At 27.5% G+C, this 16,661-nt stretch carries 19 protein-coding genes; 5 read left to right on the top strand and 14 right to left on the bottom strand.

The genetic code is table 11. The features are described from left to right. Positions 1 to 39: 39 nt before the first annotated feature. The 4 genes from BABL1_RS02540 to BABL1_RS02530 form a co-directional block, all read right to left on the bottom strand. Positions 40 to 570 (bottom strand): hypothetical protein, encoded by a 531-nt coding sequence (locus BABL1_RS02540; protein ID WP_023791981.1) that lies wholly within the window; start codon positions 568 to 570, stop codon positions 40 to 42. Between the two features lie 151 nt (positions 571 to 721). Then, the gene (locus BABL1_RS02535) at positions 722 to 907 is read right to left on the bottom strand and encodes a hypothetical protein (protein WP_023791979.1); all 186 of its coding nucleotides are present in this window, start codon (positions 905 to 907) and stop codon (positions 722 to 724) included. A gap of 145 nt (positions 908 to 1,052) precedes the next feature. Next, complete coding sequence (locus tag BABL1_RS05500; protein WP_023791976.1) at positions 1,053 to 1,205, bottom strand: 2-hydroxy-3-keto-5-methylthiopentenyl-1-phosphatephosphatase, fragment; 153 nt, start codon at positions 1,203 to 1,205, stop codon at positions 1,053 to 1,055. Positions 1,206 to 1,343: 138 nt separating this feature from the next. Continuing rightward, on the bottom strand, positions 1,344 to 1,838 hold the full coding sequence (locus BABL1_RS02530; RefSeq protein WP_023791973.1) for a thioredoxin family protein: 495 nt from the start codon (positions 1,836 to 1,838) through the stop codon (positions 1,344 to 1,346). A gap of 500 nt (positions 1,839 to 2,338) precedes the next feature. Here BABL1_RS02530 and BABL1_RS02525 point away from each other — a divergent pair, with 500 nt between their 5' ends. Next, complete coding sequence (locus BABL1_RS02525) at positions 2,339 to 4,834, top strand: ribonucleoside-diphosphate reductase subunit alpha (RefSeq protein WP_023791971.1); 2,496 nt, start codon at positions 2,339 to 2,341, stop codon at positions 4,832 to 4,834. A 25-nt stretch (positions 4,835 to 4,859) separates the two neighbouring features. Further along, complete coding sequence (locus tag BABL1_RS02520) at positions 4,860 to 5,876, top strand: ribonucleotide-diphosphate reductase subunit beta (RefSeq protein ID WP_023791968.1); 1,017 nt, start codon at positions 4,860 to 4,862, stop codon at positions 5,874 to 5,876. 31 nt (positions 5,877 to 5,907) lie between these two features. On the opposite strand, the gene BABL1_RS02515 is transcribed toward BABL1_RS02520, so the two are convergent. From BABL1_RS02515 to BABL1_RS02490, 6 genes are all read right to left on the bottom strand, one after another. After that, positions 5,908 to 6,276, bottom strand: coding sequence for a hypothetical protein (locus BABL1_RS02515; protein ID WP_023791965.1), 369 nt, complete (start codon positions 6,274 to 6,276; stop codon positions 5,908 to 5,910). Between the two features lie 244 nt (positions 6,277 to 6,520). After that, positions 6,521 to 7,003: a hypothetical protein gene (locus BABL1_RS02510; RefSeq protein ID WP_023791963.1), complete on the bottom strand. Its 483-nt coding sequence runs from the start codon at positions 7,001 to 7,003 to the stop codon at positions 6,521 to 6,523. A gap of 8 nt (positions 7,004 to 7,011) precedes the next feature. Further along, a complete protein-coding gene (locus BABL1_RS02505; protein WP_023791961.1) occupies positions 7,012 to 7,503 on the bottom strand; it encodes a hypothetical protein in 492 nt (163 codons plus the stop codon). Between the two features lie 294 nt (positions 7,504 to 7,797). Next, positions 7,798 to 8,067 (bottom strand): hypothetical protein, encoded by a 270-nt coding sequence (locus BABL1_RS02500; RefSeq protein ID WP_023791958.1) that lies wholly within the window; start codon positions 8,065 to 8,067, stop codon positions 7,798 to 7,800. 148 nt (positions 8,068 to 8,215) lie between these two features. Continuing rightward, positions 8,216 to 8,680 carry a hypothetical protein gene (locus BABL1_RS02495; protein WP_023791955.1) on the bottom strand — a complete coding sequence of 155 codons (465 nt, stop codon included), beginning with the start codon at positions 8,678 to 8,680 and terminating at the stop codon, positions 8,216 to 8,218. 221 nt (positions 8,681 to 8,901) lie between these two features. Further along, positions 8,902 to 9,273, bottom strand: coding sequence for a thioredoxin family protein (locus tag BABL1_RS02490; RefSeq protein WP_023791953.1), 372 nt, complete (start codon positions 9,271 to 9,273; stop codon positions 8,902 to 8,904). Positions 9,274 to 9,566: 293 nt separating this feature from the next. Here BABL1_RS02490 and BABL1_RS02485 point away from each other — a divergent pair, with 293 nt between their 5' ends. Then, positions 9,567 to 10,913, top strand: coding sequence for a glucose-6-phosphate isomerase (locus tag BABL1_RS02485; RefSeq protein ID WP_023791950.1), 1,347 nt, complete (start codon positions 9,567 to 9,569; stop codon positions 10,911 to 10,913). An 89-nt stretch (positions 10,914 to 11,002) separates the two neighbouring features. Then, entirely contained in the window at positions 11,003 to 11,863 is an 861-nt protein-coding gene (locus tag BABL1_RS02480; protein ID WP_023791948.1) for an ankyrin repeat domain-containing protein, read from the top strand. A gap of 39 nt (positions 11,864 to 11,902) precedes the next feature. Here the strand turns inward: BABL1_RS02480 and BABL1_RS02475 are convergent, their stop codons facing one another. The 3 genes from BABL1_RS02475 to BABL1_RS02465 all read right to left on the bottom strand — a co-directional run bounded on the left by BABL1_RS02475 (position 11,903) and on the right by BABL1_RS02465 (position 14,518). Continuing rightward, complete coding sequence (locus tag BABL1_RS02475) at positions 11,903 to 12,829, bottom strand: ComEC/Rec2 family competence protein (RefSeq protein ID WP_023791946.1); 927 nt, start codon at positions 12,827 to 12,829, stop codon at positions 11,903 to 11,905. Positions 12,830 to 12,910: 81 nt separating this feature from the next. Continuing rightward, entirely contained in the window at positions 12,911 to 13,384 is a 474-nt protein-coding gene (locus BABL1_RS02470) for a hypothetical protein (RefSeq protein ID WP_023791943.1), read from the bottom strand. A gap of 93 nt (positions 13,385 to 13,477) precedes the next feature. Next, positions 13,478 to 14,518 (bottom strand): ATP-binding protein, encoded by a 1,041-nt coding sequence (locus BABL1_RS02465; RefSeq protein ID WP_023791940.1) that lies wholly within the window; start codon positions 14,516 to 14,518, stop codon positions 13,478 to 13,480. 115 nt (positions 14,519 to 14,633) lie between these two features. On the opposite strand from BABL1_RS02465, the gene BABL1_RS02460 reads away from it, so the two are divergent. Then, complete coding sequence (locus BABL1_RS02460) at positions 14,634 to 15,266, top strand: hypothetical protein (RefSeq protein WP_044601164.1); 633 nt, start codon at positions 14,634 to 14,636, stop codon at positions 15,264 to 15,266. A 78-nt stretch (positions 15,267 to 15,344) separates the two neighbouring features. On the opposite strand, the gene BABL1_RS02455 is transcribed toward BABL1_RS02460, so the two are convergent. Beyond that, a complete protein-coding gene (locus BABL1_RS02455) occupies positions 15,345 to 16,658 on the bottom strand; it encodes a hemolysin family protein (RefSeq protein WP_023791935.1) in 1,314 nt (437 codons plus the stop codon). Positions 16,659 to 16,661 lie beyond the last annotated feature (3 nt).

Below are 16,661 nucleotides of genomic sequence, written 5' to 3'. Positions count from 1 at the left end.
GTACTGATAATTATTACTATAAGTCTCTTGCTTATTAATCTAGTTTTTAATTTTTCTGTTTTCTAGTATTTGTTTTACCTGTAAAGCATTTTGCCATTTTTGTTTGAAAGTTCTGAAATTTTTATATTTATTGCTTTTAAGTATATGAAGCAACAAATAGCTTGTAGCAAAAGAAGCTGGTACCAGAAAAGCATAACCTGCTGTTTCTGGATTTGTTCGATTGCTTAATATATCTGCTATAACTTTTATTAAAGATGCAGAACCTGTTATAGCTGCGGCCAGAACCCCAAGCGCGAGAGCTCCTTTAGGATCTTCTTTTTCTTTATTAGTGAGAAAAGCTAAATTCATCTTTGTTTCTCTTTGTTTTGCTATTTGTTCAGCAAAATCAATCAAACTTTTTTGATCTTGTTCTGTTAATTTTGTTTTATCAAGAGCTTTTTCAAGTAAATTAGGTCTGCTATTTTGAATTGCTTCTCGTATTGCAGGGATGTTATTTTCTGCATAAAGATTTAAATTTATACAACTAATTATTGTAAGAGATAGTAATATTTTTGATATAAATTGTTTCATAAAATCCTCCATAAAATTAAACAAATTTTAATTATCATTATTTATATAATTTATAATATTATTTTGCCTTTGTCATATGGTGACAGAGAATAATGATAATGTATTTATACTAAAAAGAGCCTTGACGGGCTCTTTTTAGTAAATTAAGAAATTAAGAACATCTGCCGGAAGAACATCTACCAGAGTAACGTTTTCCGCATTTGTTTTTTTTAGATCTTTTATTTTGTTTATTATGCTTGTTTTCTTGAGTACATTCTTGGTTGTTATCTTGACACTTTGCTTGAGTATAGAAAGCAGGTACAAGTAGCATTGCTAAGAGTATTTTTTTATAGTTCATAATTGACTCCTATAGATTAAAAATAAATACTTCTATATTTCAATATAAATATTTATTTTTTAATTACAACAGCCCCCTGTAAAATAGATTAAGTTAAAAAAAAGAGCCCTAAGGCTCTTAGTATTATAAATAATTAATTTAATATTTATTTACAAGATGAACATCCATTTTCACAATTTCTGTCGCATTGTTTATTTTGGATGTGTTTATTTTCTTGGTCATTTTCTTGGCAATTTGTTGCTTGAGCATAAACTGCAGGTACAAGTAACATTGCTAAGAGCATTTTTTTATAGTTCATATTAAACTCCTAAATAATAAAAAAAATATTTATAACATATCAATATAAACATTTTTTTATTAATTACAAGAATTTACTCAGAACTATAGTATTTATTAAACAGAAAAGAGAGCTATTTAGCTCTCTTTGAAATGTATTTTATTTAGATGAGTATTTTTGTTTTATAGAATTAGATATATTTTTATTAGATTTTTGATTTTTTGGAGTTACTTCTTTTTTAGAAGTGTTTTTGTTGTTCTGGGTTGATTTTAAGAAATTGTTAATACTATTTCTAATTTCGACTAAAGTCATTGCACCTTGTCTATCTCTTTTGTATTCTATGCCATTTTGTGAGTAGGTTATTGTAGGAAGTCCTAAAATATTATTTTTTTGTGCTAGAGTATCCAAATCTTTTTTAGTTATATCTAACTTAAAAAATTGAATGTCTTTAAACTCTTGTGCTGCTTTTTCAAAGGCAGGTTCCATTTGTTTGCATGGTTGACATGAAGGACTACAGTACATAATAACTGTTGGTTTATTATTTGCATTGGCCTGGTTGTATTGAGATAAATTATTTATTTCTTGGTATGTCTTACAATTTAGATATGTACTAAATGTTAGTATAGATACTAAGAGTATTTTTTTATAGTTCATATAATCTCCTATATATTAAAAATAAATGCTTCTATTTTCTATTATAAACATTTTTTAATTAATTGCAATAGGTAGTTTTTTAAAGTAATTAAAATTTTCAATTTTTCTATAAATATTTGAAGATATTTTCTCTATTAATCTGATATGTATTGTCTATAGAACATATATACAATATTTATTTTAATTTATGTTAGAATTATAAAAATATATTACTCTATTAAAAAATTAAGAATGTTCTTTTGTTTTTGTTTTTTATAATTTTTGTTGATTATAAACGGGTTAATTGGTAAATTATTAATGTATTTGCTAAATGCTCAATATTACAAAGATTTCAATTTGTAAAAAATAATTAAAAAAATTTTTAATTAAAAAATTGTTCTTATAAATTAAAAAGGGGATCTTTAATTAGGTTTTTAATAAAAATATTTTAGCATAATATAAACTATAACTAAATAAGAAAAATTTAATAATATGCCCTGTGTTAAGGATTTGAGGTTGTTATGGAATCAAAAAATATGAGCATTAGAGATGCACTTGCAAAGGATATGAGAGAGCCTTTGATTTATAGTGTTGTAAAGCGTAATGGGCAACATGTGCCATTAGATTACAAAAAGCTTAATGCTACTTTTGAGCGTGTTATCAAAGGTTATGAGAAAGAAATTTCTGTTGATAACTTAATTAAAGAAGTATTAAAGAATATTTATGATGGAATAAGTACTCAGGAATTAGAAAAAGCTCTAATTTTATCAACTATTGTTTTTATTGAACAAGATCCAGCTTATGATATAGTTGCTTCTCGATTATTGCACCAAAGATTATTTAAAGAAACCAGGAGCTTTTCTGTAGCGGATGATGATAAACTTCGTCATTATAGAGAGAGTTTTATAAATAGTATAACAACTGGTGTCAAAAATGGTCTTTTTGATAAAAGAATGCTTCAGTATGATTTAGAATATTTATCTAATCATTTATCTATTGATAGAGATAAACTTTTTGGCTATATGGGCTTAAACACTCTTTATGAACGTTATTTATTTAAGATAAATAATCGCAGACTTGAAATGCCTCAATCTTTTTGGATGCGTATTGCAATGGGCCTTGCTCTTGAAGAATCTGATAAAAATAGCAAAGCTTTAGAGTTTTATAACTTACTATCAACTTTAAGATATACTCCATCAACACCAACTTTATTTCATTCTGGATTTCCTATTGCACAGTTGAGCTCTTGTTTTTTGACTACTGTAAAAGACGACTTAGGTCATATTTTTAAATGTTTGGGAGACAATGCGCAACTTGCTAAATGGGCAGGAGGATTAGGTTGTGACTGGACAAACATTAGAGGTACAGGTGCTTATATTAAGAGCATTAAGGCAACCAGTCAAGGTGTTATTCCTTATTTAAAAATAGCAAATGACGTAGTAGTTGCTATTACTCGAAGTGGAATAAGACGTGGCGGTACTTGTGTATTTTTAGAAACTTGGCATATAGATATAGAAGATTTTCTTGATTTACGAAGAAATACTGGTGATGAACGCCGCAGAACGCATGACATGAATACGGCTAATTGGATTCCTGATTTATTTATGAAACGTGTTCTTGAAGATAAAGAGTGGACCTTGTTTTCTCCAGAGGAAACTCCAGATTTACATAGTTTGTATGGCGCTGCATTTGAAAAGCGATATTCTTTTTATGAAGAAAAGGCAAGATTAGGTGAGATTAGGCTTTATAAAGTAATTTCTGCAAAACAGTTATGGCGTAAAATGTTAACTAGACTGTTTGAAACAGGACATCCATGGATTACGTTTAAAGATCCTTCAAATATTAGATCACCACAAGATCATGTTGGTGTGGTTAATAGTTCGAACTTATGTACTGAAATAACGTTAAATACTGCAGAAGATGAGACCGCAGTATGTAACTTGGGATCTATTAATCTATCTCAGCATGTTGTTAATGGAGAATTTGATTATACTTCTTTAGAAGCAACTATTAGAACTGCAATTAGAATGCTTGATAATGTTATTGATTTAAACTTTTATCCAACTCCAGAAGCAAAACAATCTAACATGCGCCATAGGCCTGTAGGGCTAGGTGTTATGGGGCTTCAAGATGCTTTATTTAAATTAGATATTCCTTTTGCGTCTCAACAAGCTAAAGAGTTTTGTGATTTATTAATGGAAAAAATATCTTATTTTGCAATAGAAACTTCATGTTTGCTTGCTCAAGAAAGAGGAGCTTATGCTTCTTTTAAAGGTTCTAAATGGGAAAGAGGTATATTTCCTTTAGATACTTTAGACCTTCTAGAACGTGAGCGTTCGTCAAAGATAGAAGTATCAAGAGAGTCACGTCTTGATTGGCGTTCATTAAAAGATAGAGTTAAACTTTATGGAATGAGAAATTCTAATCTTATGGCGGTAGCTCCAACAGCAACGATATCTACTATTACAGGATGCTATCCATGTATAGAGCCTATATATGAAAATATATATGTTGAATCCAATGTGACTGGTGAATTTACCATAGTCAATAAATATCTTGTAAATGATCTTAAATCACGTAACTTATGGTCTAAGAATATACTTGATAAAATTAAGTTTTATGATGGAAATTTATCTTTAATAGAAGAGATTCCTAGTTACTTAAAAGAAAAATATAAAACTGCTTTTGATATAGATCCTGAATGGTTAATAGAACTAGCAGCTGTTAGATCAAAATGGATAGATCAATCTCAATCTTTAAATACTTTTTTAAAGGGTGTATCAGGAAGCAAATTAAGTGATATTTACTTTAAGTCCTGGAAAATGGGCATAAAAACTAATTATTACTTAAGAACTTTAGGTGCTAGTCAGATAGAAAAATCTACTCTAGATACAACTTATGGATTTACTCAAAAAAGAAATGTTGATCCAATTGATAGTTCTACTGATACTGAATTTTCTAAAAAATCAAAGGTATGCAATATAGGTGTAAATCAAGATTGTGAATCTTGCCAATAGTTTAATTTTTATTCTGGAGAAATTTATGACAAAGACTCTTAAGCGCCTTATTAATAATGATTCTACTATGGATCCAAATAAAATATTACCTATGACATATACTTGGGCCAGAGAACATTACAAAAACGGAATAGCAAATAATTGGACCCCTGAAGAAATTCCTATGCAGCAGGATATTGAGCAGTGGAAATCTACTACTGCTTTAAGTAAAGAAGAGCGTAGATTAATATTATGGAACCTTGGATTCTTTGCAACAGCTGAATCTTTAACTGCAAATAATTTAGTTCTTGCAGTTTATAAAAATGTTACTAACCCTGAATGCAGACAGTATTTATTAAGACAAGCTTTTGAAGAAGCAGTTCATACTGATACTTTTATTTATTGCTGCGATTCATTAGGCCTTGATCCTGAAGAAATTTATACTATGTACTTAACTATTCCTTCTATTAAAGAAAAGGATGAATTTGTAGTACAATTGACTTCTTCTATATTTGATCCTAATTTTTCTACTAAAGGATCTGAAAACATAAAATCATTTATTCATGATCTTATTGGTTATTATGTAATTATGGAAGGTATATTCTTTTATGCTGGTTTTGCAATGATGCTTGCGCTTAAAAGACAGAATAAAATGGTGGGAATTGGACAGCAATTTGAATACATTATGCGTGATGAAAGTATTCATTTAGCATTTGGTTGTGATTTGATTAATACTATAATTGCTGAAAATCCTGAAGTATGGACTAACGATTTTAAATCAGAAATTACAGAGCTTATAAAAAAAGCTGTAAAATTGGAGCAACAGTATGCTCATGATGCTTGTCCTAAAGGATTATTAGGTATAAATGCTCAACAGTTTTCTAATTATGTAGAATATGTTGCAGATAGAAGACTTGAGCGAATAGGTCTAACAAAAATATATAATAAAGAGAATCCGTTTTTGTGGCTATCAGAATCTACAGATTTGAGAAAGAAGAAAAACTTTTTTGAAACGAGAGTTACCGAATACCAAGTTGGCGGAATGCTTGAATGGCAAGATTAAAAAGACACCCAAATGGGTGTCTTTTTTTTAATTAATTTTCTTGATTATAAGCATACTCTAAATTGCTTCTTTTAGCTTTAGAATGGTCACTATGATCTGCAATAGGATGACTTTCTAAAGTTCTTCTAATGCTATTCTTTTCTGCAATATGATGTAAAGCTTCTGTTTTAGCTTCATTTTCTTTTAAATTATTTAGTTCAAGAGCTAATCTTTCTAATTGAGCTTCTTTAGTTTGAATGTTTGCTCGAATTTTTGATAATTCTTCTTGATAATGTTTAGCTGTTGCGCTGCCCTCATGGCTTGATACGTGATGAGATTGAACTTCTACTCTTTTAGCTTTTGCTTGAGCTATATTAAATAATAAAGCTAATGCCATTAATCCAGTTAATTGTTTTTTCATAACATCTCCCCTTTTTTATTGTATTAGAAACTAATTCATTTTAAGTTTTGTCATATTTTTAGGTCTTTTGTAAAGATTTTTATTATAAACTTTATAATTCAAAGTAAATATTAGTAAGTTTTTATGTAAAATTGTTTAAATCTAAAAAGAGATGTTTCATAGTTTATTTCAGGAGATTTATTAAAGGTAATATTATAAAAATAAAAAGCCCATATTATGGGCTTTATTAGTATATTATTGAAATTTATTCAATATCTTTAAAATTGAGTTCTTTTTCCAGACGCTCTAAAAACGCTTGCAATTCTTCTTCATTAAAGTTTTCTAGGTTTTCTAAATCTTCTTCAAATTTGTCATTTGATTGATTAAGATTTGGCTGAATTGATGACTTTTCTTCTTTTTCTTCTTCTATATTTTTATTATTTTGTTGTTTTGGTATGATTTCTTCTTTTTCTTTTTCAACAATAACAATTTTTTGATTAATATCAGGTAAATTTTTTGTTGAGCTTACTTCTTTAGTCACCTCTTTTGAAAATGGTGTTTCTTCTACTGTTATTTCGCCTTCTAAACCTGTATCTTTGTCTGTTTTGTCAAGTTCATTAAGTTCGGTTAACTCAAGCTTATCGTCTTTAGTTGAAGTATTATGAAGTTCTTTAGCCTCTTCTTTAATATCCTCACTATAAGCATATAAACTTAAGCCCATGAGACTTAATATTAATATTTTTTTCATAGTTTCCTCTATCTATAACTAACTTTTTTTCTCGAGCTTGAACTACCAGATGCTCTTGCTGATGTTGATCTTTTAGGAGTAGCTTTTGATGATGCAGATTTAGATTTATGAGAAGAACTATAATTATTAGATTTTGCAGATTTCAATCTAGAATTAGCGCTTAATGATTTTGCTCTTGATGAAGTTGATGCACCTGTAGAATGAGATCTTGTTGAGGTAGATTTAGGAGCGGTTAATTTTGTTGAGGTAGATTTTGAAGAAGAGGTTGATTTAGTAGCTGCATTTGCTGATCTTGATCTAGAATTAGCTTTTAACTTAGTACATTCTCTACCTCTACATACATGAGGAGCAAGTCCACCTAAACGCCCCGCTTTTGCGTGTTGCGCTGAACTTCCGCCTTTTGTGCTTGTTGTAGCTTTATGAGATTTGCTTGAGGTTTTATTTGCTGATTTACTGCTTAATTTAGATTTAGCATTATTAGTAGTTTTCTTTGTTACCATTTTTATCTCCTTTTTTATTATCAAAATAAATTATATAGCATTTATTACTTTTGTTTTGTATACTAAATATAATGTTGTTTATTTCATATTAGTAAATTTTTAGCTATAAAGTCAACACTTTAGAATATGTTTTGTTTTAAAGATTATAAATGTGCTAAAAATTTTGTAATGAAATGAGCTGGGATTATTGCTTTATCCTTTTATAAAAAACAATAAAAAAAACGAGTATTAAAGATTTAATACTCGTTTTTAGATATAGTATATTAAATACTATAATTTATTAGAGGTGCTGATTTATTTTTCGTTTCTTCCGTTATTTCTTCCATTAGAACTGGAACCTTCATTTTTGCTGCATTCTCTACCTCTACATTCATGAGGAGCCACTCCACCTAAATGTCCTGCTTTTACGTGTTGCTCATGGCTTCCGCCTCTTGTTCCAGTAGATTTAGAAGAACTTTGAGAACGATTTGTGTTATTTGATTGTGAACTAGCGTTCTGTGAACGTTGATTGTTATTTTCGTTTAAGTTATTACTTGTAGATTTGTTTTTTCTATTGGTTGTCATTTTACTTCCTCCTTTTATTGTAAAAAATTCTTTTTAATTTTTTATAACTTTATCTAAAGTTTTCTATTTGCAATCAAGTTGCGCTTTCAATAACTACTGTTTTAATATAATAATATTACAAAAAGTTTCAAAAAGTCAATAATTATTGTTAGTAGCTATACATCCATCTTAATGTATGGCTTAATCTCTTGTTTATTATTCTTCCCAATTCAACTAAAGCTTCAGCGCGTACGCCTTGTACAAATTTTATTTTTTCTTCTACAGGTGCATTAACATCATCTAATCTATGGCCGCCTACGACCATTCGTCTATCTATATGGTTAAAAACTGCATCTATTTCTTGAGAATATATATCAGCTATTCTACTAAATTCTTCTTCCATTACATCCGCTGCTCTATATCTTTTTTTATTTCTAAGCTCTTGAATTACTATATTTAATTGATCTTCTACTTGATTTAATCTTTGTGTTGCTTTTAATCTTAAGTCATTTTTCATATTATAGAAATTCATTTTTCTTGCTATATTGGTTGTTAGTGGGGTGCTGTTAATCATAAATATATTAGTAGAGATTGAGACAAAAAGTAGTAAAACTTTTATTATTAATTTTTTCATGCTTTTATCCAACAAACTTTAATAAAAATTCAAAAAATTGATTTTTTTTAGATACCTATATTAATAATAATAAATTATTTTATTTAATATTTGCAATATTATTATTGGAATGGATTTAAGATTTCATGAGATATTAAGACTAATTTTTTGACAAATTAGGTACTACTTAAGTAAAAAAAGACCGGCGAATGCCGATCTTTTTTTATTGATTTTGAATTTATTTAAACTTTTAAATATTGACTGATTTTGTTCTTTAGTGCCAGTTTGGTAGTTGCTCCAATTATTCTACCCTTTTCTGAGCCATTTTCTAAAAATACTACAGTTGGTAAGGATCTTACATTATATTTTTGTGCCAAATGATTTGCTTCATCTATATTTACTTCAAAAAATTTTACTGAATTTGCATAATCATTAGATACTTCTTCTATTATAGGCTTAAGTCTTTGGCAAGGTGGACACCATGTAGCGTAAAATTTTATTACACTTTTGCCACTTAGTGCATCTTGACAGAATTGTTGGACTACTGCACTGGTAGTTAATATAGTACCTAAAGATATTATAGACATTGTGAAAAGTAAGTTCTTTATATTCATATGACTCCTTAAAGTTAAAAATTAAAACTAGTCTTATTTAAGTATATAGATTTTTTAAAAAATCTCAAATGGTGCATATTCGAGTCTCATATTATTTATATTTTGATTTGCTGCTGTTTAATATAATAAAATCATTACATAAATTATTATATTGGTGTAAATAATTTAATATATTTAATTAATGAGTTAATTTTGATTCTAGATAAATATTGATACTACATTATCATAAGTTTAAAAAATTTGTATAATACATAAAATATGATTTTTATAAACCTGGTGAAGTAATATTTATTATGAGCAATTTATATTTTGATTATAAAGATACTGTACTTATTAATGATAAACAAATAAAACAAGTTTGTAATTACTTAATGAATCATATTGATGACATAAAAAAAGAGCTTAAATTTGGTTATAATACTAAATATGCTTTTCTAAATTTAGCAAATGATTTTAACTTAGTGCGCGAAGTTAATCAAATGATATTAAAAGCTAAAAATCTAAAACCTAGAATTTTTTTATTAATAGGTATAGGAGGATCTAATTTAGGAACTTTAGGTTTATTTAATTCTATTTTTGGTAATTTATATAACTTAAAAAATATTTTAGATTCTCAAGATTTAAACAGAACTTTATTTTATTGTGCTGATACTATAGATGACTATTATCTTTCAGATTTAATTTTTATAGTGGAAAGAGAGTTAAAGTCTGGCTATAACGTACTGATTAACATAGTAAGTAAATCAGGTAAAACCATAGAGACTTCAATAAATGCGTATATATTTATTGATTTGATAAAAAAATATAAATCTAATTATCAAGATTACATTTTTGTTACTACTGATAAAGATTCTTTATTATATAATATTTCTAAAAAAGAAAATTATAATATTCTGGAAATACCTAAATTAGTAGGAGGTAGATTTTCAGTACTATCTGCTGTGGGACTTTTTCCTATAGGATTTTTTGTTAAAGATTTTTGTAGTATAGAAGATATTTTAGTTTATCATCAAGATGCGATAAAACGATATTTATCTTGTGATCTAAATATTAACTATGCATTAATTAGTGCTTCTATTACTTATTTTAATTATCAATATAGGTATAAAAATATAAGTGATCTGTTTATTTTTTCTCCGGATTTAAAATTTTTAGGTAGTTGGTATAGACAGTTAGTAGGAGAAAGTTTAGGAAAAAAATTTGATAATAATAAAAATCTAAAAGAAGTAGGGATTACTCCTACCATTTCTATAGCAACTATAGATTTGCATTCAGTTGTTCAACTTTATTTGGCAGGACCGCGTGATAAAACAACTACTTTTTTGTCATTTAAAAATGAAAGCAATAATATAAAGGTTGACAGTAGTCTTTTTGATTGTGATTTATATCAGAAGAATCTTTCGATTACTTTCATAAAAAATAGTATATTAAATGGTGTAAAATCTGCTTATCAAAAAGATCAAAGGCCCTTTATGTCGATTGAATTAAGAGAGAAAAATTTAGAATCTCTTATAGATTTTATGGTTTTTAAGATGTTAGAGACAATTTATATAGGCACTTTATTTAATATTAATGTTTTTGACCAGCCTGAAGTTGAGTTATATAAACAAGAAGCAGAAAAATTCTTAAAGAATTGTTAAGTATTTAATAATTTAGTTTGATTTTTTATTAAAATATATTTATATTATAAAATAAATACTTAAAGGATTCTTATAAAAATGGAGAGGTTATGAAAATAAGAATTTTATTTTTTCTATTGATATTAAATTTTAATATGGACTTAATTGCAAATAAAGAGCTTATAGAAGCTGCTATTAATTCCGATTTAGATCAATTAAAAGAATTAATTAAATCAGATATTAATATAAATTATAAAGATCAAGACGGTAATACCGCTTTAATGTATGCTGTAAAAAATGGCGATATTAATGCTGTTAATTATCTTTTATTAAAAGGTGCTGATCCTAACATTATTAATAATCTTCAACAAACATCTTTAATTTTAGCAGTTGATAGAGATAACCTTTCAAATGTTTTAGATAAATCTTATTCATCAAAAGAATTAGAGCTGCTCTTTAAATCCGATAATAATTATCCTATAGTTAGAAGTCTTTTAATAAAAGGAGCTAATCCAAATGTAAAAGATCATTTAGGAAAGTCCCCTCTTTATTTAGCAGCAGAATATGGAGATTTAAGGTGTTTAAACTTACTTCTTGGTGTACATAATGTAGATGTCAATATTAAAGATATATTTGGGTATACTCCGCTGATGGCTGCTTGTCGTACTAATCAGAAAAATATTGTAAATAGATTAGTTAAACATCCTAGTATAAAGCTTAATGCTCAAAGTACTGGATTGACTAGTCTAGATAATTCAAATAATTTAAATGAAGGTACAGGTCTTACAGCTTTAATGGTTGCTGCTAGTATGAATAGAGCTACTATTGTTAAAATGCTTTTAAGAGCAGGAGCTGATTATAAAATTACAGATTATAATGGACGTAATGCTATTGATATTGCTAAAGGTACTTATAAAAGCTCAAAGCGTTTATTAGAAGCTTTAAATAATAATGTTAATCTTAAATCTTAATTGTTAATTTTTTTTACTTTATCGATCTAATCTATTAATTTATTGATAGATTAGATCGATTTTTTTATAAATTAATTTGTTCTTATTTATGGTCTTATCTTTTATATTAATTATAATTTCTTTTTCTTTAGGTAATTTTATAGTAATATTTTCGTTTAGTAGGTAAAGTTTAATCTTTTCTTTTTTTGTTATTTCTAGTAAGTTTTGCCAGTTTAACCATCCTTTTTGATTTAAATTACCTTTGAATAAAGGCATATAAATGTTTTTTATAGTTATTATATTAAGAAGAGCTTTTATATTTTTAAAGCAGTTGCTTGAGGGGTTTATAACAATCAGATGCTTTATTTTATTAATACCTTTTTTGGCAATTGTGGTTGTCAAAGCAAAAGAAGAAATACTTTGATTAAGTGCACTGTTTTTATCTATTAGAATCTCATTATCTGACATAAATAATATATCTTTATTCAGTAGATGTATATCAGTATTAATATCATTATTTAAGTATTTAAAAATTATGATATTAAAAGACATAAAGGTAATAAGTGCAGCGATTTTTAAAAAAGAAGAACTTAGTTTTTGATTATAGATTATCAGTAGAGTTATTATTGGTATGGTTATTAAAAAGTAAATGCTTGGGTATTTGCATATTATTAGCCAAGATTTACTCGACCATTTTAAGGGTTTTATCCATAAATTGCTTATTAAATCTAAGCATTTTATTAAAAAATTGTTAGGAATTGATAATAGCTCTGAAAAAAATATTAAAGAGCTAATAATAATAAATATAGTTAAAAATGGAGCAAAAATAATGTTTCCTATTGGTGACATGATCGAAAGCGGAAGACCCCAATAAAGCAATATAGGCCAAGAAATTAGCATCATAAATAGCTGTATTTCTAAAAGACGATTTATTTTATTGAACCATATCTTAACTTTATCGACTAAGCTTTTTTTTAAATTTTTCATCGCATACAATAAATAATTAATAAAATAAGCTATCTAACAGATAGCTTAAAAATATAACAAACTCTAGATTATAAATGATGCTTAATTAGTATAACAACTTATTTCAAATCCTAAATCATTGAGAAAGCAAGATAGACAAAATTGAGTATCATAATACCTATTTATTTTTTCTATTTCTTCTTTATTAAAATGGTATTTATTATCTATAGTTATAGCTTTTATTTCTTTGCCTAATATTGCTAAAAAGTTAATAATATCTATTTCTAATACTTCTGTTTCTTTGGCATTGATTTTTTCTATTTTAGCAGCTTTTTTATATAATTCATTAAGGTTTTTCATAATTTTAGAATTTATTAAACTTTGCCATTTTTTATCAAGTTTAATATAAGACTCTTGGTCTTTATCATCTAAGATTATTAAATTCGCCATAGTTTTAGCAATTTTATTTGCTAGTTCTTCAGTAGAAGCAATTTCTTTAGCTTGAATATTAAGTATATTTGTGAATATTATACTTAAAAATAGTACAATATTGAGTAATTTTTTATTTTGATTCATATTATTTCCCCCCTAGTTAGCTAAAAGTTTATTATATTTATTATAAGTCTAATATAATAAAGCAAAAGAACAACTGGGGGGAATTTGTTAAGATTATAATTTAGAAAAAGGTTGATGGTTATTTCGTCTTCTTCTATTGATCATATCTTTTAGTGCACTTTCAAAATGTGTTGCTGTAACTGAAAGCGCCTCTTCACGTGCTGCCCTAACTGCAGCCTCATTTACTAGGTTTTTAAGTTCAGCAGCACTAAAACCTCTAGTAGCGCTTGCTATTTTCTTAAGATCTATACTTTGATCTCGAGCAATTTTTCGGCAATATAGATCTAAGATGTCTAATCGGCTTTCTTCATTAGGTAGGCCAATTTCTACTATTCTATCAAATCTTCCTGGTCGTTTTAGAGCAGCGTCTATATGATCTGGAGTATTAGTAGCTGCTATTACCAATATTGAATTATCTGAGTTAAATCCATCCATTTGATTTAGTAATTCATTTAAAGTATTTCTATATTCAGAGTTTTGCTCTCCACCTCTTGAACCGCCAATAGCATCTAGTTCGTCTATAAATATGATTGCTTTTTTTCTAGGACCTATTTTTACCGATTTTCTTGCATTTTCAAATAATTCTCTTATTTTTTTTGGTCCTACACCTACATAAATCTCTATAAATGCTGAGGCCGATTCATTAAAAAATTCTGCATCTGCTTCGCCGGCAATAGCTCTTGCAATAGAAGTTTTACCGGTTCCTGGAGGCCCTACAAGCAAAATACCTCTAGGCATAATGGCTCCTACTCTTCTGAATTTTTCAGGAAATTTTAAAAAATCGATTATTTCCCTAATGTCTTCTGGGATATGACCTCCTAAATCTTTAAATGTAAAAACCGACTGTCCATTTCGTTTAATATCTATTTTATCCATAGACGCAAATGAGTAATTATTTGGATTTTCTCCTGCTTGTTCAGGGATGACTAGTCTTTTTACGTTGTTTAATAGGGCATCTCGATTTTGTTTGTTCATCTCGTCTAAAGCTTGACGAATAGCATATAGATCTGTTAGCATCTCTAAAATGAATGCATTAGAATTTTTTTGAATTATTAAACTGCATGATATTATGAATAATAAAGATTTTTTTATCATCTTTTATCTCCTAAAAGGTCTGAGCAAATTAGCTAAATGTGTATGTTCATTCATGTATATTGTATCCGTAAATTTAAAGTATATTAAAAATTTCATCAAGTATAGGGATCATATGATGAAGTCCAAGTTTATATTCTTAACCCTGTTTATATTAAGTGTCTCTGGTTGTGTAGATAAAATAAATCAATTAAATCGTTTTCCTGAGATTAATATAGCAGATAGTTTTTATCAAATTCAAGATGATATTGCTTTAACTGCAAGAGCTTTTTCTTCACAAGAAAGCAAATCTCATTTTGGCGTAGATTTGATTAGTAAAGGTTATATACCAATACAACTCAGAATAGAAAATAGGTCCCCTGACACTTATATCATTAGACCAAGTTATATAGAGTTAGCAATAGCAGAACCAAGTAAAATTGCTAAATTATTGCATTGGGATACTTATTGGTGGGTAACTACTGCTGGATGTTTATCCTTGTTATTTTGGTGGCCGGCAACCTTTTATGTTGGGCAAAGTGGATATGATATGTATAGGACTAATAAAAATATTAATGAGTGTATTAATTATAATTCAATTTGTGAAAATCAAGCTATTGAAATTCCGCCTTATGATGTTTTAAATAAATTTATATTTGTTACACGTTCGGAATTTACTTCTAGATTTAGAATTAAATTATTTAATATTGATCAAAAATTATTACTTACATTTAATGTAAATGTATTTGGGCATGTGAAAAACTCTCCATGATATTAGATAGAGATTTATTTAAGATTTATGGTTAAAAAAGGGTCTATGTTGTACGCATAGACCCTTTTTTTAACTTTTTTAATTGTGTATTTGTTCTAATTCATTTAAATCAGGGATTTCATTTTGATAAACCAGAACTTGATATATTCTTTTATGGCTTGCTTGCTGAATTTGAAAATTAAGGTTTTTATAAGATAATCGCTCGCCCTTTTTAGGCATATATTGAAAATGTTCTGTTAAAAATCCAGCTAGCGTTAAAGAATGATGAGCTTCAAATTCTATATTAAAAAAGTTATTTAATTCTTTTAATTCTATGCTTGCATTTATTAACCAACTATTGGATTTTAAACTTATGATCTTATCTTTTTGTGGCTCAAATTCATCCTGTATTTCACCAACTATTTCTTCTATAACATCTTCAAGAGAAACTAGACCTGTTATAACGCCAAATTCGTTAAGTACAATAGCCATATGCATTCTTTGTTCACGTAATTCTTTAAGGACTTTTAGTAATCTAGCGCTTTCAGGAATGAATACTAATGGTCTTACAACTTCTTTCCATGATCTTAAATCATTTTTAGAAATTAATTGAAAGAAATCTTTTTGATGTAGCATCCCTACTATATTATCAGAATTACTTTGATAAACAGGCAATCTTGTTAATTGATATTTGGCAAATACATCTATAATTTCTTCTTTATTATTGTCGGTACTTATAGAAATTATATCAGTCTCCGGTACCATGACTTCTTTTACTGTTTTTGTACTAAGATCAAATATACTTTTTAACATATTGCTTTTGTTTACATCTATTAAACCCTTTTCATAAACATAATCTATTAAAAACCTTATCTCATTTTCAGATTCGTGATAGGCATTTTTATCGCTCTCCTTGCCTAATAATAAAGAAGCTATAGAATCAGTTAATTTTGAAAGCAATTCTACAAATGGATATAGTCCTACATAAAGAATATTAGTTATACCTAAAGTTGATTTTAAAAACTTATCATTACGTGTTGCCAAGTTTTTAGGTATCAAATCAACTATTAATATAGTTGTACTAGTTATCAAGATTCCTACAATAAATCCTACTTTATCAGATATGTTTAATGCTCTTGTTAGTTTTTCTATTATTTGATTGCTTAATACCGCTGCAACTACGTTTGCCAAATTATAAGCAAGTAATATAGTTATCAAAATTCTGCTTGGATTATTTTCAAGAGTATTGATTAAAGACTTATATTTTGTAGTTGTTTTTGATATCTCTTTTAATCTAAACATCCTTAGAGCTGTAATACTAGTTTCTAAAAATGATAGGATTGAACAAATTATAAGTGCTATTAATAGCAAAATCAATTCAGCGCTTGTAGTGCTAGCAACCGGAGGTTCCATTGT

The sequence above is a fragment of the Candidatus Babela massiliensis genome (assembly GCF_000513475.1).
Taxonomy (GTDB): domain Bacteria; phylum Babelota; class Babeliae; order Babelales; family Babelaceae; genus Babela; species Babela massiliensis.
Note: the sequence above shows the minus strand (reverse complement) of the source record. Positions and strands in the feature narration are given on the sequence as shown.

Excerpts from the sequence above, each read along its gene's own strand:
- BABL1_RS02460 (WP_044601164.1), top strand. The coding sequence starts at position 14,634 with ATGAAGTCCAAGTTTATATTCTTAACCCTGTTTATATTAAGTGTCTCT.
- BABL1_RS02455 (WP_023791935.1), bottom strand. The coding sequence starts at position 16,658 with ATGGAACCTCCGGTTGCTAGCACTACAAGCGCTGAATTGATTTTGCTA.
- BABL1_RS02540 (WP_023791981.1), bottom strand. The coding sequence starts at position 570 with ATGAAACAATTTATATCAAAAATATTACTATCTCTTACAATAATTAGT.
- BABL1_RS05500 (WP_023791976.1), bottom strand. The coding sequence starts at position 1,205 with ATGAACTATAAAAAAATGCTCTTAGCAATGTTACTTGTACCTGCAGTT.
- BABL1_RS02500 (WP_023791958.1), bottom strand. The coding sequence starts at position 8,067 with ATGACAACCAATAGAAAAAACAAATCTACAAGTAATAACTTAAACGAA.
- BABL1_RS02465 (WP_023791940.1), bottom strand. The coding sequence starts at position 14,518 with ATGATAAAAAAATCTTTATTATTCATAATATCATGCAGTTTAATAATT.
- BABL1_RS02510 (WP_023791963.1), bottom strand. The coding sequence starts at position 7,003 with ATGAAAAAAATATTAATATTAAGTCTCATGGGCTTAAGTTTATATGCT.
- BABL1_RS02480 (WP_023791948.1), top strand. The coding sequence starts at position 11,003 with ATGAAAATAAGAATTTTATTTTTTCTATTGATATTAAATTTTAATATG.
- BABL1_RS02470 (WP_023791943.1), bottom strand. The coding sequence starts at position 13,384 with ATGAATCAAAATAAAAAATTACTCAATATTGTACTATTTTTAAGTATA.
- BABL1_RS02530 (WP_023791973.1), bottom strand. The coding sequence starts at position 1,838 with ATGAACTATAAAAAAATACTCTTAGTATCTATACTAACATTTAGTACA.
- BABL1_RS02495 (WP_023791955.1), bottom strand. The coding sequence starts at position 8,680 with ATGAAAAAATTAATAATAAAAGTTTTACTACTTTTTGTCTCAATCTCT.
- BABL1_RS02525 (WP_023791971.1), top strand. The coding sequence starts at position 2,339 with ATGGAATCAAAAAATATGAGCATTAGAGATGCACTTGCAAAGGATATG.
- BABL1_RS02490 (WP_023791953.1), bottom strand. The coding sequence starts at position 9,273 with ATGAATATAAAGAACTTACTTTTCACAATGTCTATAATATCTTTAGGT.
- BABL1_RS02475 (WP_023791946.1), bottom strand. The coding sequence starts at position 12,829 with ATGAAAAATTTAAAAAAAAGCTTAGTCGATAAAGTTAAGATATGGTTC.
- BABL1_RS02505 (WP_023791961.1), bottom strand. The coding sequence starts at position 7,503 with ATGGTAACAAAGAAAACTACTAATAATGCTAAATCTAAATTAAGCAGT.
- BABL1_RS02520 (WP_023791968.1), top strand. The coding sequence starts at position 4,860 with ATGACAAAGACTCTTAAGCGCCTTATTAATAATGATTCTACTATGGAT.
- BABL1_RS02515 (WP_023791965.1), bottom strand. The coding sequence starts at position 6,276 with ATGAAAAAACAATTAACTGGATTAATGGCATTAGCTTTATTATTTAAT.
- BABL1_RS02485 (WP_023791950.1), top strand. The coding sequence starts at position 9,567 with ATGAGCAATTTATATTTTGATTATAAAGATACTGTACTTATTAATGAT.
- BABL1_RS02535 (WP_023791979.1), bottom strand. The coding sequence starts at position 907 with ATGAACTATAAAAAAATACTCTTAGCAATGCTACTTGTACCTGCTTTC.